The following is a 14,358-nucleotide window of genomic DNA, read 5'->3' as shown; positions in this document are numbered from 1 at the left end:
GCGAATTTTACAGTTTGTTTATGCCCTGCGGCTAAATCCCGCGTTACGGCCTAAGAATTTGGAAAAGCGGCAAAAAAGGCTTGCTATCCCGGCCACCTTTCTATATAATGATATATGTATAAATACCTATGGGAGGGGGAGAAAAATGACCCAGAGCTATTCTGTATCGCTGGAGAAGATCATAACGGCGCATAATTTGGAAATCATCTATTTGCCAAAGCCGGCGGATGAGATCTTGATTACCACCAATGAGGTCAACCGGCCGGGGATCGTGATGACCGGCTATACGGATTATTTCGATGCCGATCGGGTTCAGATCTTAGGGTGGACGGAGTTTGGCTTTTTGCTGAATATGGAGCCGGAAAAACGGCGCCGGGCACTCCAATATTGGTTGGCACTGCACCCGGCTGCGGCTGTGGTGACTCGAGGGCTGGACATTCCGGATTATTTCGTTGAGGAGTGTAAGGCGCACCAGGTGCCGCTGTTGCGCACCCAAGAAGAGACCTCGCCCTTCCTGGCAACTTTAATCGCTTATTTGAATGCAGAACTGGCCCCTCGGATCACACGCCACGGCGTGCTGGTGGAGGTGTACGGCGAAGGTGTACTCATTACCGGTGAGAGCGGCGCGGGTAAAAGCGAGGCGGCCGTAGAGTTGATCAAGCGCGGGCACCGACTGATCGCCGATGACGCGGTGGAAATTCGCAAGGTCAGCGACAAAACGTTGATAGGCGCGTCTCCCAGCAACATTCGCCACTTTGTGGAGCTGCGAGGCATTGGCATTATCAATGCGCGTCGGATCTTCGGTATGGGTGCTGTTAAGAATACGGAGAAAATTGATATGGTCATTCAGCTGGAGGCTTGGGATTCCACCAAGGCGTATGATCGGCTGGGACTGGACAATGAGTACACCCGTATTTTGGATATTCAGGTGCCGGTGATTACCGTACCCATCACCCCCGGGCGGAACCTGGCGGTGATCGTAGAAACGGCGGCCATGAACAACCGCCAAAAGAAAATGGGCTATAACGCTGCCAAAGAGTTGATGGCCGGTCTTGGGATGGAAGAGATCGAGCCGGAGGATAAAGAACTGGAGATTTGGAAGAATTCATAACGGAGGATAAAAGATATGTACAGCTTAGGAATTGACTTGGGGGGCACGAATATTGTTGCCTCCGTGGTGGACGATCAATATAATATTATCTCTACTGCAAAAACCAAGACGAATGCGCCGCGCCCTGCCAACGCCATTTTTGACGATGTGGAGAAGGTGTGCCGCGAGGCCGTGCGGGAGGCCAAGCTCACCATGAGTGACCTGGTGGCCGTAGGTATGGGCTCTCCCGGTACCTGCAATGCAGACGGCGTGATTGAGTTTGCCAACAACCTGGCCTTTAACAATGTGCCTGCCCGGGAAATGCTTCGGGAGCGCCTGGGGGTCGACAATGTATTTGTAGAGAATGACGCCAACTGCGCCGCACTGGGTGAGGCGTTTGCCGGTTGCGGCAACGGGTCTAAGAATTTTGTGGCTGTGACCCTGGGCACCGGCGTAGGCAGCGGCATCATTTTGGACGGCAAGATCGTCAACGGTGTCAACTGCGCCGGTGGCGAGTGCGGCCACATGGTGATTATGGTAGACGGCGAGCAGTGCTCCTGCGGTCGTAAGGGCTGCTGGGAGGCTTATGCTTCCGCCACGGCGCTGATCCGCCAGACCAAGCGTGCTATGGACGATTACCCGGACTCCATTATGCACCGCCTGGCTGAGGAAGAGGGCGGTGTCAATGGCAAGACTGCGTTTGACGCCATGCGCCTTGGCGATATTGCCGGTATTGAAGTGGTGAATAACTATATCAAGTATGTGTCTTGCGGGCTGATCAATTTGGTCAACGCCTTGCAGCCTGAGATCATCTGCATCGGCGGCGGTATCTGCAACGAGGGCGATACTTTAATGGAGCCCCTGCGCCGCTATGTGCAGGCAGAGCGTTACAGCATTCACAGCAAAATTCAAACCCAGATTGTAAAGGCACAGCTGGGCAATAACGCCGGTATCATCGGCGCGGCGCTGCTGTACCAGGTGAAATAATGCAGGGTGATGGCGTGAGAGAACTCCTTGCGGCAGCCCGAGAAATGGGCTGTGATTATTTGGAAAACGAACCTATGCGCCTGCACACCACCTTTAAGATCGGCGGCCCGGCGCGGGTGCTGCTGTTCCCGGAGACGGAAGAACAGATCACGGCGCTGGTGCAGTGTGCCCGGGCAAACGGCGTGCGACTCTTGACCATTGGCAACGGCTCTAATTTGCTGGTGGCAGACAAGGGCATTGACGCGGCGGTGCTGGTGATGGATAAGCACTTTTCTGCCGTAACGGTAAAGGGCAATACCATTTTTGCCCAGGCCGGTGCGTCGCTGATGAAGGTGTGTCGCACAGCGCTGGAGCACAGCCTGACGGGGCTGGAATTTGCCTACGGCATTCCCGGCTCCTGCGGAGGCGCGGCCTTTATGAACGCCGGTGCCTACGGTGGTGAGATGAAGGATGTGCTGGTGCGCTGCACCCATATTGATCAAGACGGCAAATCGGGTCAGCTGGCAGGGGAGGACCTGCACCTGTCCTATCGCCACAGCGCGTATTATGGCAACGGCTGCATTATTACCGGGTTGGAGCTGCGCTTGCAGCCTGGCGATCCGGCGGAGATCAAAGCCAAGATGGACGATCTGATCGGCCGCAGAAGGGAAAAGCAGCCTATCGAATACCCCAGTGCAGGCTCTACTTTTAAACGCCCGCCCGGCCACTTTGCCGGTGCGCTCATTGACCAATGCGGTCTGCGAGGTACAAGTGTGGGTGGTGCCCGGGTCAGCGAGAAGCACGCCGGCTTTGTGATTAATACAGGCGGTGCCACCTGTGCCGATGTGCTGGCCCTTTGCCGGCAGTGCAGAGAAAAGGTGCTGGCGGAGACCGGTGTAGAGCTGGAAATGGAAATACGAGTAACGGAGTAAGTAAAAGTTAATGGAATTTGCAAACAAGGAACTGATCATTATAACCGGCGTCAGTGGTGCCGGTAAATCCAGCGCAATGGGCTTTTTGGAAGATGTGGGCTACTACTGCATTGATAATATGCCTCCGGTGCTGCTACCCACCTTTATCGGCTTGATTGCCAATCGGGAGGAGTATCGTAAAGTAGCCATTGTGGTGGATGTGCGCTCCAGTGAAGTGTTTGAGGACTTCATTAAGAGCGTGAACGACGCCAAGTCCAATTACGGCTATGATGTGAAGATTGTTTATTTGGATATTAAGACCCCGGTGGCTTTGAAGCGTTACAAGCTTACCCGCCGCAAGCACCCCTATGCAGATCGCTTTAACGGGGATATTGCCGCTGCACTGGCTTATGAAAAAGAGATTTTGGCGCCCCTGCGGCTGCGGGCGGATCATGTGATTGACACATCGGACGCAGCGCCCAATCAGCTGCGTACGCGCTTGGCCCAGATCCTTCTGGGCAGCGATAAGGATATGATGAACATTCATGTGATGTCCTTTGGATTTAAGCACGGTATTCCCAGTGAAGCGGATTTTGTCATTGATGTGCGCTGCCTGCCAAACCCCTACTGGGTAGAGGCGCTGCGCAGCAAAACCGGTCTCGATAAGGAAGTGAAGGACTATGTGTTCTCCTTTAAAGAGTCGGAGGAGCTGTTGCAAAAGCTCATCGGCCTTTTGGATTTCCTGAACCCGCTGTATATCCGAGAGGGCAAGAGCCAGATCGTCTTTGCCATTGGCTGCACCGGCGGCAATCATCGCAGCGTGGCGATTGCCGAGGCGCTGAAAGATCATTTTGAATCACGGTGGGACAATGTGACCGTCCATCATCGGGATATTAACCGAGGTTGACGCAAATGTCCTTTTCTCAAACCGTGAAGGGCGAACTGATTGACGCCCAATATACAGAACCCTGCTGCCGAAAAGCATTCCTTTACGGAATGTGCCTTTTCGGCAAAAGTTTTTCCTCCCGCCAGGTGGCGCTGCAAACGGAGAACCCCCGCATTGCAGAGAAATATAGTGTACTGCTGGCGGAAATTTGCCGGGTAGAGGCGGCGGTGGTGCCGTCTCCCGGGCGACGCAGTTTTACCGTCAGCGTAACGGACGGCAGTGACTGTGCCAAGATACTGAAGACCTTTGCCCACCAGGGTGCCGGCAGCCTGCGGGTGAATTACGCCAACTTTGACTGTGAGAATTGTCAGAATGCGTTTATCGCCGGGGCATTTTTATCCTGTGGCACGGTGTCCAGTCCTAAGAGTGACTACCATTTGGAATTTACCGTGCCGTATCAGAATTTGGCTGCCAGCTTTGTGACCATGTTAGAGGAAAAGGAATTAAAGCCCGGCCTAACGAACCGTAAGGGATACCATATCTTGTACTTTAAGGGCAGCGAGGCCATTGAGGACTGCCTGTACCTGATGGGCGCTTCCGGCGCAATGTTTGAGATGATGAATGTAAAGATTGTCAAAGACATTCGCAATTCCGCCAATCGTAAGGCCAACTGTGAGACTGCCAATATTGAACGTATGGTCCAAGCGGTACGGGTGCAGCTGGACGCCATTGAGAAAATTCGGCGCCTGCGTGGGCTGGAGTATCTCAGCGAGGATTTGCACGCCATGGCGATCCTGCGCGAGGAAAACCCGGACAGCTCTTTAAGCGAACTGGCAGAGATGAGCGCTTTGTCTCGCAGCGGGGTCAATCACCGGCTGCGGCGCATTGTAGATATTGCTGCGGCTTTGGACGAGAACGTGTAATTTACTACGCAAAGAAAAAGGAAATTGAATGATGTTTACGCATTTGCATGTGCATACGGAGTTTAGTCTGCTGGACGGCGCTTGCCGTCTGGACGATTTGGTGAGCCGTGCAAAGGCGCTTGGAATGCAGTCCCTTGCGATTACGGATCACGGTAATATGTATGGGGCTGTTGATTTTTATAAGGCATGCAAGCGGCAGGGGGTACGCCCCATTATCGGCTGCGAAGTGTATGTGGCGCCCCGCACCCGGTACGATCGGGAGCGGGTACAGGATAAGGCTTATAATCACCTGGTTCTGCTGTGTGAGAACGAAGAGGGTTATAAAAACCTGATCGCTATGGTGTCTAAGGGCTATACGGAGGGCTTTTATTTTAAGCCGCGCATTGACCGAGATCTGCTGCAAAAGCACCATCAAGGCCTGATTTGCTTGTCTGCCTGCCTGGCCGGGGAAATTCCCCAGGCACTGTTGGAGCGGGATTATGACAAGGCGAAGGAGACCGCCCTGTGGTACAGCGACCTGTTTGGTTCGGAACATTACTATTTGGAATTGCAAGATCACGGTATTCCGGAACAGCAGACGGTAAACGCCGGACTGCTGCGCCTGAGCCGGGAAACCGGTATTCCCTTGGTAGCCACCAACGATGTGCACTATGTGCGCCGGGAGGATGCCAAAATTCAGCAGGTGCTGATCTGCATTGCCACCAACCATGTGCTGGGGGAGGACACCGGGCTGGAGTTCCACTCGGATCAGTTCTACCTTAAAAGTGAGGAGGAGATGGCAGAGACCTTTGCTGCCGTGCCCCAGGCGCTGGAGAATACGGAGAAGATCGCCCGGCGCTGCAACTTTGATTTTGAATTTGGTAACACCAAGCTGCCGTATTATGAGACCCCCGGCGGTATGGATCACTACGCTTATTTCCAAAAGCTGTGCCGGGAGGGTATGGTGCGCCGCTACGGCCAACACCCGCCCAAGGCCTATGCAGAACGGCTGGAGTATGAGCTGAACACCATACAGAAGATGGGTTACACGGACTATTACCTGATCGTGGTGGATTTTGTGCAGTACGCCAAGGATCAGGGCATACCGGTGGGACCGGGGCGTGGCTCCGGCGCCGGGTCCATTGCCGCCTATTGTATCGGCATTACAGATATTGACCCCATGAAGTACGACCTGCTGTTTGAGCGGTTTTTGAACCCGGAGCGGGTGTCTATGCCGGACTTTGATATTGACTTTTGCTATGAACGGCGGCAAGAGGTGATCGACTATGTGACCCGCAAATACGGCGCGGACCATGTGGCACAGATCGTCACCTTCGGCACCCTGGCGGCCCGTGCGGCCATTCGCGATGTGGGTCGGGTGATGGGTATGCCTTATGCTGCTGTGGATGCGGTGGCAAAGCTGGTGCCTCGGGACCTGCATATCAGCCTGGATCAAGCTATTAAAAAATCAGCGCCTTTACGCAAGCTGATGGCAGAGGACCCCAAGGTGCAGGAGCTGTTGGATACTGCCCGCCAAATCGAGGGTATGCCCCGCAATGCCTCTACCCACGCCGCCGGTGTGGTGATCACCCGGGACCCGGTGGCCAGTTATGTGCCTTTGGCCACCAATGATAATGTGGTGGTAACCCAGTATATTATGACCACTCTGGAAGAACTGGGTCTGCTGAAAATGGACTTCCTGGGTCTGCGCACCTTAACGGTGATCCACGATGCAGCCCGGGCGGCAGATATAGACATCAATACGATTGATATTAACGATCCGGCGGTGTACAAGCTGTTTGCCGCCGGCAAGACGGAGGGGATTTTTCAGTTTGAGTCCGCCGGCATGAAAGAAATGCTGCAAAAGCTGCGCCCCACTTGCTTGGAACACCTGATCGCTGCCACTTCGCTGTACCGACCCGGTCCCGCGGACCAGATTGACGGCTATGTGGCCTGCGCCAACGATCCCTCCAAGGTGCGGTACAAAACCCCGCTGTTAAAGCCGATCTTGGAGAATACTTACGGCTTTATCGTCTACCAAGAGCAAGTCATGCAGATCTTTCGGGCACTGGCAGGGTATAGCTACGGCCAGGCGGATGTGGTGCGCCGTGCCATGAGCAAGAAAAAGCACGATGTGATGGAGCGGGAGCGCACCCACTTTGTCACCGGCGCTGTGGCAAACGGTGTGGAGGAGGCGGCAGCTAACGCCATCTTTGACGATATGGCGGGATTTGCCAGCTATGCCTTTAATAAATCCCATGCCGCCTGCTATGCCTTGGTGGCTTATCGCACTGCGTATTTGAAGGTGCACGCCCCGGCGCAGTTTATGGCAGCGCTGCTTACCTCTGTGCTGGATCGCAGCAACAAGGTGGCGTCCTATATTGCCGAGTGCAAGCGTATGGGCTTGCAGCTGGCGCCGCCGGATGTGAACACCTCTATGAAGGGCTTTACCGCAGAGGGCAAAGTGATTCACTATGGCCTTTTAGGCATTAAAAATTTGGGCAAAGAGTTTATCAACGATATTATCTCCGAGCGGGAAAACGGCGCCTTCGAGAGCATTTTTGATTTTTGCCGCAGGCTATGCGACAAGCATTTTAACCGCCGCGCGGTAGAAAGTTTGATCCGCTGCGGTGCGCTGGATCACTTGGGGGCGAACCGTCGCCAGATGCTTCAGGCGCTGCCGGCCATCGTCAGTAATTTGGACGAATATAAAAACAGTTTGCGTTACGGGCAGGTGGGTTTCTTTGAGTTGTCCGGCGGGCAGGATTTTGGCTTTGAATTCGATTTGCCCCAGGTGGAGGAGTTCCCAAAGAATGAGTGCCTGAAGATGGAAAAGGAAATGACCGGTCTGTTCCTGTCCGGCCACCCCATGGATAAATACGATCGGGTTCTGGACCATTTGGGCTATCCCCGCACAGCACAGCTGCTGGCACCGGACGGCCCCTACAAGGACGGCCAAACGGTGACCTTATGCGGCAGTGTAACCGGTATTACTATGAAAAAGACCCGCGCCGGGGAGAGTATGGCTTTCGTACAGCTCAGCGACTCGCTGGGCAGTATGGAGGTGCTGGTGTTTCCCAAGGTGCTCACCCGGTATGCCCGTTTCATTGCCGAGGGCAAGGTGATCACCGTGACCGGCGCTCTGTCTCTGGAGGAGGAAAAGGACGCCAAGATTTTGGCGAACACCATTGACGGACCACCTACGGCGCAAACACTGCCGTTGACGGCACACGCGGCGGTACTCCCGGCAGAGGAGAAGCGCCACAAGCACCGGGGACTGTTTTTGCGGTTAGACAGCCAAACAGACCCCAGGCTACACAAAGCGCAGGTGGTGACTTCCATTTTTGACGGACCGGAGCCGCTGTGGTACTACTATAAGGACACCGGACGCTATGTGCGTGCCCCGCAGCAGGACTTTGTGTCGGTCAATCCTACCATGCTGGCAGAATTGAAACGCATTTTAGGGCATGATAATGTTGTCTATATTGCACAGTGATAGCAGACAAAAATTTTGCTATTATGACGAAGTTTTACCGCTTTTGCCTAGAATTGGAAAGGGCATCTTGACTTTTTTCTGCCAAATTAGTACAATGTGGTTTGAATGTAATTTGATGTGGAGGCTGAAAGGCATGAAGACAATAGCAGTTTTGACCAGTGGTGGCGACTCTCCCGGCATGAATGCCGCTGTGCGCGCTGTGGTGCGTACCGCTTGTGAAAACGGGATTCGCGTGTTAGGCGTGGTTCGTGGCTATAACGGTTTGATCAACGGCGATTTTGTGGAGATGGATCTGCGTTCTGTTTCGGATATTATTCATCGGGGCGGCACCAAGCTCTATTCTGCCCGCAGCGTGGAGTTCGCTACGGAAGAGGGTATGCGCAAGGCCATCCGCGTTTGCCGTGAGAACGGCATTGAGGGCGTAGTGGTCATCGGCGGCGACGGTTCTTTCCGTGGGGCCCGTGATCTGTCCCAGAGAGGTATTCCCTGTGTGGGTCTGCCCGGCACCATCGATAACGATATTGCTTGCTGTGACTATACCATTGGGTATGATACCTGTATGAACACCATTATGGAGATGGTGGATCGCATTCGCGATACAGCCGAGAGCCACGACCGCTGCATGGTGGTTGAGGTGATGGGGCGTCGTGCCGGTTATTTGGCGCTGAACGCCGGCATTGCCGTAGGCGCTACCGCAATTCTGATTCCGGAGATCGAATTTGATATTCAAAAGGATGTAATTGAGCGGATGAAGCGCACCCTGCGCACGGACAAAAAGCACTTTTTGATCATTGTGGCCGAGGGTGTTGGGATCAATGTGAACGAGTTGGCCAAGGAGATCCAGGCTAAGACCGGCGTGGAGTCTCGTGCCTGTGTGCTGGGTCATGTGCAGCGTGGCGGTTCACCCACTGCTCGCGACCGTGTGTTGGCAACCCAAATGGGCAACTATGCGGTAAAGAACCTGTTGATGAAGGGCATTGGCAATCGCGTGGTGGCCATTCATCAGGACAAAATCGTAGATTATGATATTTTTGAGGCTCTGAATATGGAAAAACATATTGACCCTGAGCTGTATCAGACCGCTTTGGAAGTGTCTATTTAACTTTATCTTACAAAATTGTAAAAAACACCGTCGGTGCGTGCTTGCCCGACGGTGTTTTTTTATTTGCTGCCATTATTTTTCACGGCAGTTTTGGCACTTTTATCGCATACTAAAATGGGTGATAAAATGAAAAAGTGTGTGCGTGCAGCTACGGCAGTATTGGCCGTGGTGCTTGCGGTGATCTACGGCTTGGTTGGCTTTGGCTGTTGGGCTTTGCCGGACACGGTGCGTACCGGCGGCGGAGATGCAGCTTACTTTGGCGGCTTGTTTACCGTCAGCGGCGGGCGTACCGGAGTGGTGGACGCCCGGCAGGAGACGGCCGTCTCCGGGACGCAAAAAGAGGTGCGCCTGTTGAACGCGGTGCCGGTAAAGACTGTGGCGCTGCAAAAAACGGCGCCGCGGCAGGTGGCGGTCAGCGGCAGTGCCTTCGGAATTAAAATCTATACAGACGGGGTGCTGGTGGTGGGTACCCGGGATGTGCAGGTGGACGGAAAGGCAATGAATCCTGCCGCCAAGGCCGGTATACAAAGCGGTGACTTGATTGTAGCGATAGACGGCAAAAAGGTTAGCGCTTCAGAAGATGTGGCTGCACTGTTTTCTCGCTCCGGCGGTGCCGTATCCGTGCAGGTGAAGCGGGACGGAAAATATAAGACGTTTTCGTTAACTCCGGTGTATTCCAAAGCGGACGGGTGCTGGAAGGCAGGGGTATGGGTGCGTGACTCCACTGCCGGAATCGGTACGGTGACTTACTATGACCCGCAGACCGGTGTAATGGCGGCGCTGGGTCATCCCATTACCGATGTGGACACCGGTGAGATTATGCCTATTTTACGGGGCGAGGCGGTTGCAGCCAAAGTCACCAAAATTTATAAAAGCAAGGCGGGCAGCACCGGTTCCATTTGCTGTGATTTTTTGCAGCAGCCATTGGGCGCACTGACAGAAAATGACAACGCCGGCGTGTTCGGTCGATACAGCTGCTCTTTGAAAGGCATGCGAACCTATCCGGTAGCGACTGCGCAGCAGGTAGAGAACGGAGACTGCCAGGTGCTTACCACCGTGGACGGCGACAACACACCCCGATTGTATAAGGCAAAGATCATTCATATCAGCTACCGGGGCGGCAGCGGCGAAAAGAATATGATTGTGCGGGTAACGGACCCGGCGCTGCTGGCCAAGACAGGCGGCATTGTGCAGGGCATGAGCGGTTCTCCAATTCTGCAAAACGGGCGGCTGGTAGGTGCCCTGACCCATGTGATCGTGGATAGCCCCCGGCGTGGGTATGCAATTTTTGCAGAAAGTATGTTAGCTGCGTCGGATGCTGTCGCGAAAGGCACAAGGTGAAAAAATATCACAAAAAGTAGTGAAAAAGTATTGCAAAACGCCTCCGAAAATGGTAAGATATGACAGAAACAAGAAGGAGGTTTCACTATGAAAGAAATGATAAGAGTATTGATTGCAGACGATTCGGCGGCTTTTGGCAAGGCCTGCCAAAAAGAATTGAAAGCCGGCGGGTTTGACTGCGTGCTGACCCAAAAGGACGGCAACCGGGTGATCTCGCTGCTGGACACGCAGCACTTTGATGTGGTGGTGATGGATGTGTTTATGAGCGGCGCAGACGCCATGGAAGTGCTGGAACACATGGAGCCCATGGCAGAGAAGCCGCTGGTGCTGCTGTTGTCCTCTATGGACACGCCGGAGTTTGAGGAGCAGATGATTCGAGCAGGTGCGGACTACATGCTCATCAAGCCGGTACGGCCCCAGTCGGTGGCGCATCGAATCAGTCGACTGTCCCAGTGGAAGGCGAAGAGCAAGAACCCCCGTTCCGCCGATGTGCAGGGTGCGGATTTGGATTTGATTATTTCGGACATTATGCGCCAGATCGGCGTACCTGCCCACATTAAGGGCTATCAGTACCTGCGCTCGGCCATCAAGCTGTCCGTGGAGGACCCGGAGATGATGAGCAGCGTGACAAAGCTGCTGTATCCTACGGTAGCCAAGATGCACGGCACCACTGCCTCTCGGGTGGAGCGGGCAATCCGCCACGCCATTGAGGTGGCCTGGGATCGGGGCGATGTGGATGTACTGTCATCTTATTTCGGCTATACCATTCAATCCCAGCGGGGCAAGCCCACCAACAGCGAGTTTATCGCCATGATCGCCGATAAATTGAAACTAACCTTTAAGTCTGCGTAAAACAGACCGTTTTGTGATTAAATTTGTGATTAAAATTGAAGAATAAAAAATAGAGCTGTACGGCAAAGCGTCGTACAGCTTGTTTTATGCTTATGCAGTTAACCCGTCAGTTCCGCCAGTTCAAAGGTTTGAAACTGAATATGGCTGGAGGGTCGGTCCTCGTAGAGTACGCCCAGGGTGTGCGCGTCTATTTGCGCCAGGCAGGAGTAGGCAAAAAAGCCCTGGTTGATAGGCACATGGCGCACCCAGTCCACATGGGTGTAGCCGCCTTTTTTGCGCCGCAGTTTGCCTACGGAGAGCATACCGTTTTCACGGGTGTGCCCGGAGGGATGGCTGCAAAAGACGGTGTCTCCGACAGCGATCACGCTTTTTTGGCACTTGGGGGCGTACAGCCCGGTTTTGCCGCATTTGCTCCAGCTTTTTCCCTTGTTGGCAGAAATGGACATAGGGGTCTTTCCGAAGCGCTTTTGCCGTCCGAAGCCCACAATACTGCCGTCCGGCGCTTCCACCATTTGCCACTCGTCCGTATTCTCCGCATAGGGCTGGGAGGTCATGCGGTGCCAGGTGTCACCGTTGTCAACACTGTAAATGGAGACGGTGCTTTTGCGGTCCACATACAAGGGCATAATGATCCGCCCGTCTGTGGTGGTAATGCCCGCACCGGGTGCTACGCCCAGGAAGGTGCCATCCGTTTCATGGAGTACCATATTGGTAATATCCACCGGGTCGCTCCAGGTTTTGCCCCGGTCATTGCTGCGCAGCATAAATACATAGCAACGCTTGGGTGCCTTTAGCGGCGCACCGAAGGTGGTGACCGCTCCGGCTTCGTTCTTGCCAACTGCGCCGTTTAAGTAAATGTTGCCCACATATTCGTCGCCTTTATAAAGATCGCCAAAGCCGCTGCCCAGGCGATAGGGGGTGGGCTGCTTTTGACTGTCCAGCACCGCGCCGCTTTCTTCTATGTAGTAAAAATTGCCGTCCCGGTCATAGATCAGCGGCCGCATTCTACCGTTGAGTTGGGCGTAGGGCACCTTGTGCTTATCCAGCAGATGCTGATTGTGCAGTCCCTTGCACTCCGGCCAAAAATCCGCCAGCAGGATCACATCGCCGTTTGGTGCCACCGCCATACAGGGATCAATGTAAAAAGCGGAGGCATAGCAGTCGGCGCTGATCTTGGTCTCCCTTGCCGGGGGAGCGGCAATGGTTTCAATGGGCGACCAGGTTTTGCCGCCGTCTTCACTGCGGCGTACAGCCAGCTCAATATAACCCCAGTCCGCCCCGCAGGAGGCGCGGTCGATAGCGGCGATCAGGGTGCCGTCGGCGTTAACTAAACTGGGAATACGAAAGGCGTTGCCGCCGTTGTCCGCATTGCTGTCTGCGGTGAGCGCTTTGTCGAGAAAGGTCTCGCTGCTGCCGCAGAAGATAAGTTGTTTCTTTGCCATGTGGGTGTTGCCCCTTTCCGTGTGCTTCATTATGCATATCTTAGCATATTAAAATTGAAAATGAAAGGGAATTTTTGCAAAATGGCTTGCAATACGGCGGCGAATTCGGTACAATGGAATTGAAATTTTTTGTAAAGGAGGTAAAGTTTATGCTTTGGACACTTAAAAAGTGCTGGTACAGAATTTATCAGCGCGTTTTTAAGGTAGCCATGTGTTTTATGGACTGGTCCGCACCCCAGCTGTTGGAGGGTGCCGGTTCCGTACTGCGCCTGCCTGAGCTGATTAAGAGCAAGGGCGTAAAAAAGGTGCTGGTGGTAACCGACAAGGGTTTGATCGCACTGCATCTGTTGGATCCGCTGTTTGCGAAATTGGACGAGGTCGGCATTGCCTATGTGGTATTTGACGGCGTGCGCCCGAATCCTACGATCCCCTGCATTGAGGAGTGTAAGGACATGTATGTCAAAAACGGCTGCGAGGGCGTCATTGCTTTTGGCGGCGGTTCTGCGATGGACTGCGCTAAGGTTGCCGCTGCTCGTGTGGTAAAGCCCAATCAGTCTGTGCGCGCTATGCGCGGCCAGCTGAAAGTGCACAAGAAATTACCGCCGTTGTTTGCCGTACCTACCACTGCCGGTACCGGTTCTGAGACCACGGTTGCTGCTGTTGTCACGGATCCTGAAACCCATGAGAAGAATGCCGTCAACGATACCTGTCTTCGTCCCAAGTATGCGGTGCTTGACCCGGAATTGACCGTAGGTTTGCCGCCGCACATCACTTCGACCACCGGTATGGACGCACTCACCCATGCAGTTGAGGCTTACATCGGCAAGAGCAACACCAAGGAGACCATTGCAGAAGCTGAGGAGGCTGTGAAGCTGATCTTCGCCAATTTGGAGAAGGCTTACACAGACGGAAAGGATTTGGAAGCCAGGGGCAATATGCTTAAGGGCTCCTATTTGGCCGGTCGTGCCTTTACCCACGCTTATGTGGGCTATGTGCATGCCATTGCCCATAACCTGGGCGGCCTGTATGGTACACCCCATGGCTTGGCCAACGCAGTGATCCTGCCTTATGTGCTGGATTACTATGGTGACTGCATTTATCCCCAACTGGCCAAGTTGGCGGATATTGCCGGTGTGTCTGCACCCGGTATGTCTACGGCGGATAAGGGCAAGGCCTTTATCGCTGCCATTCGCCAGATGAACGAGAATATGAATATTCCCAGTACCTTTGATATGATCAAAGAGGAGGATATTCCGCTTCTGGTTCAGCGTGCGCTGAAGGAAGGTAACCCGCTGTATCCCGTGCCCAAGATTATGGACGCTAAGGATTGCGAAGCGGTGATCCGCTCCTTTATGGCGTAAAGGGCGCAC

General features: G+C 54.0%; 11 protein-coding genes. 10 read left to right on the top strand and 1 reads right to left on the bottom strand.

Features of this window, described 5'->3' with window-relative positions:
* Nucleotides 1–145 precede the first annotated feature (145 nt).
* The 9 genes from hprK (at nt 146) to spo0A (ending at nt 11,546) form a co-directional block, all read left to right on the top strand.
* On the top strand, nt 146–1,111 hold the full coding sequence (hprK, locus tag OGM59_04830; GenBank protein UYI90035.1) for an HPr(Ser) kinase/phosphatase: 966 nt from the start codon (nt 146–148) through the stop codon (nt 1,109–1,111).
* A 15-nt stretch (nt 1,112–1,126) separates the two neighbouring features.
* The gene (locus tag OGM59_04825) at nt 1,127–2,077 is read left to right on the top strand and encodes an ROK family protein (protein ID UYI90034.1); all 951 of its coding nucleotides are present in this window, start codon (nt 1,127–1,129) and stop codon (nt 2,075–2,077) included.
* Complete coding sequence (murB, locus tag OGM59_04820; GenBank protein ID UYI90033.1) at nt 2,077–2,988, top strand: UDP-N-acetylmuramate dehydrogenase; 912 nt, start codon at nt 2,077–2,079, stop codon at nt 2,986–2,988. The genes OGM59_04825 and murB overlap by 1 nt, the downstream gene beginning before the upstream one ends.
* A gap of 10 nt (nt 2,989–2,998) precedes the next feature.
* The gene (gene rapZ, locus OGM59_04815) at nt 2,999–3,874 is read left to right on the top strand and encodes an RNase adapter RapZ (protein ID UYI90032.1); all 876 of its coding nucleotides are present in this window, start codon (nt 2,999–3,001) and stop codon (nt 3,872–3,874) included.
* A 5-nt stretch (nt 3,875–3,879) separates the two neighbouring features.
* On the top strand, nt 3,880–4,776 hold the full coding sequence (whiA, locus tag OGM59_04810; protein UYI90031.1) for a DNA-binding protein WhiA: 897 nt from the start codon (nt 3,880–3,882) through the stop codon (nt 4,774–4,776).
* Nucleotides 4,777–4,804: 28 nt separating this feature from the next.
* Complete coding sequence (locus tag OGM59_04805) at nt 4,805–8,251, top strand: DNA polymerase III subunit alpha (protein ID UYI90030.1); 3,447 nt, start codon at nt 4,805–4,807, stop codon at nt 8,249–8,251.
* 133 nt (nt 8,252–8,384) lie between these two features.
* Entirely contained in the window at nt 8,385–9,353 is a 969-nt protein-coding gene (gene pfkA / locus OGM59_04800) for a 6-phosphofructokinase (GenBank protein ID UYI90029.1), read from the top strand.
* 126 nt (nt 9,354–9,479) lie between these two features.
* Nucleotides 9,480–10,694: a SpoIVB peptidase gene (spoIVB, locus tag OGM59_04795; GenBank protein ID UYI90028.1), complete on the top strand. Its 1,215-nt coding sequence runs from the start codon at nt 9,480–9,482 to the stop codon at nt 10,692–10,694.
* A gap of 87 nt (nt 10,695–10,781) precedes the next feature.
* Nucleotides 10,782–11,546, top strand: a complete 765-nt coding sequence (spo0A, locus tag OGM59_04790; protein UYI90027.1) for a sporulation transcription factor Spo0A — start codon at nt 10,782–10,784, stop codon at nt 11,544–11,546.
* 98 nt (nt 11,547–11,644) lie between these two features.
* Here spo0A and OGM59_04785 read toward each other — a convergent pair whose 3' ends face one another.
* A complete protein-coding gene (locus OGM59_04785; protein UYI90026.1) occupies nt 11,645–12,988 on the bottom strand; it encodes a glycoside hydrolase in 1,344 nt (447 codons plus the stop codon).
* 149 nt (nt 12,989–13,137) lie between these two features.
* Between OGM59_04785 and OGM59_04780 the strand changes: the two genes are divergently transcribed.
* On the top strand, nt 13,138–14,349 hold the full coding sequence (locus tag OGM59_04780; GenBank protein ID UYI90025.1) for an iron-containing alcohol dehydrogenase: 1,212 nt from the start codon (nt 13,138–13,140) through the stop codon (nt 14,347–14,349).
* Nucleotides 14,350–14,358 lie beyond the last annotated feature (9 nt).

The organism is Oscillospiraceae bacterium, assembly GCA_025757685.1.
GTDB lineage: Bacteria > Bacillota > Clostridia > Oscillospirales > Acutalibacteraceae > CAG-217.
The sequence above is the reverse complement of the archived record's forward strand: the minus strand, read 5'-3'. Positions and strand labels throughout refer to the sequence as shown.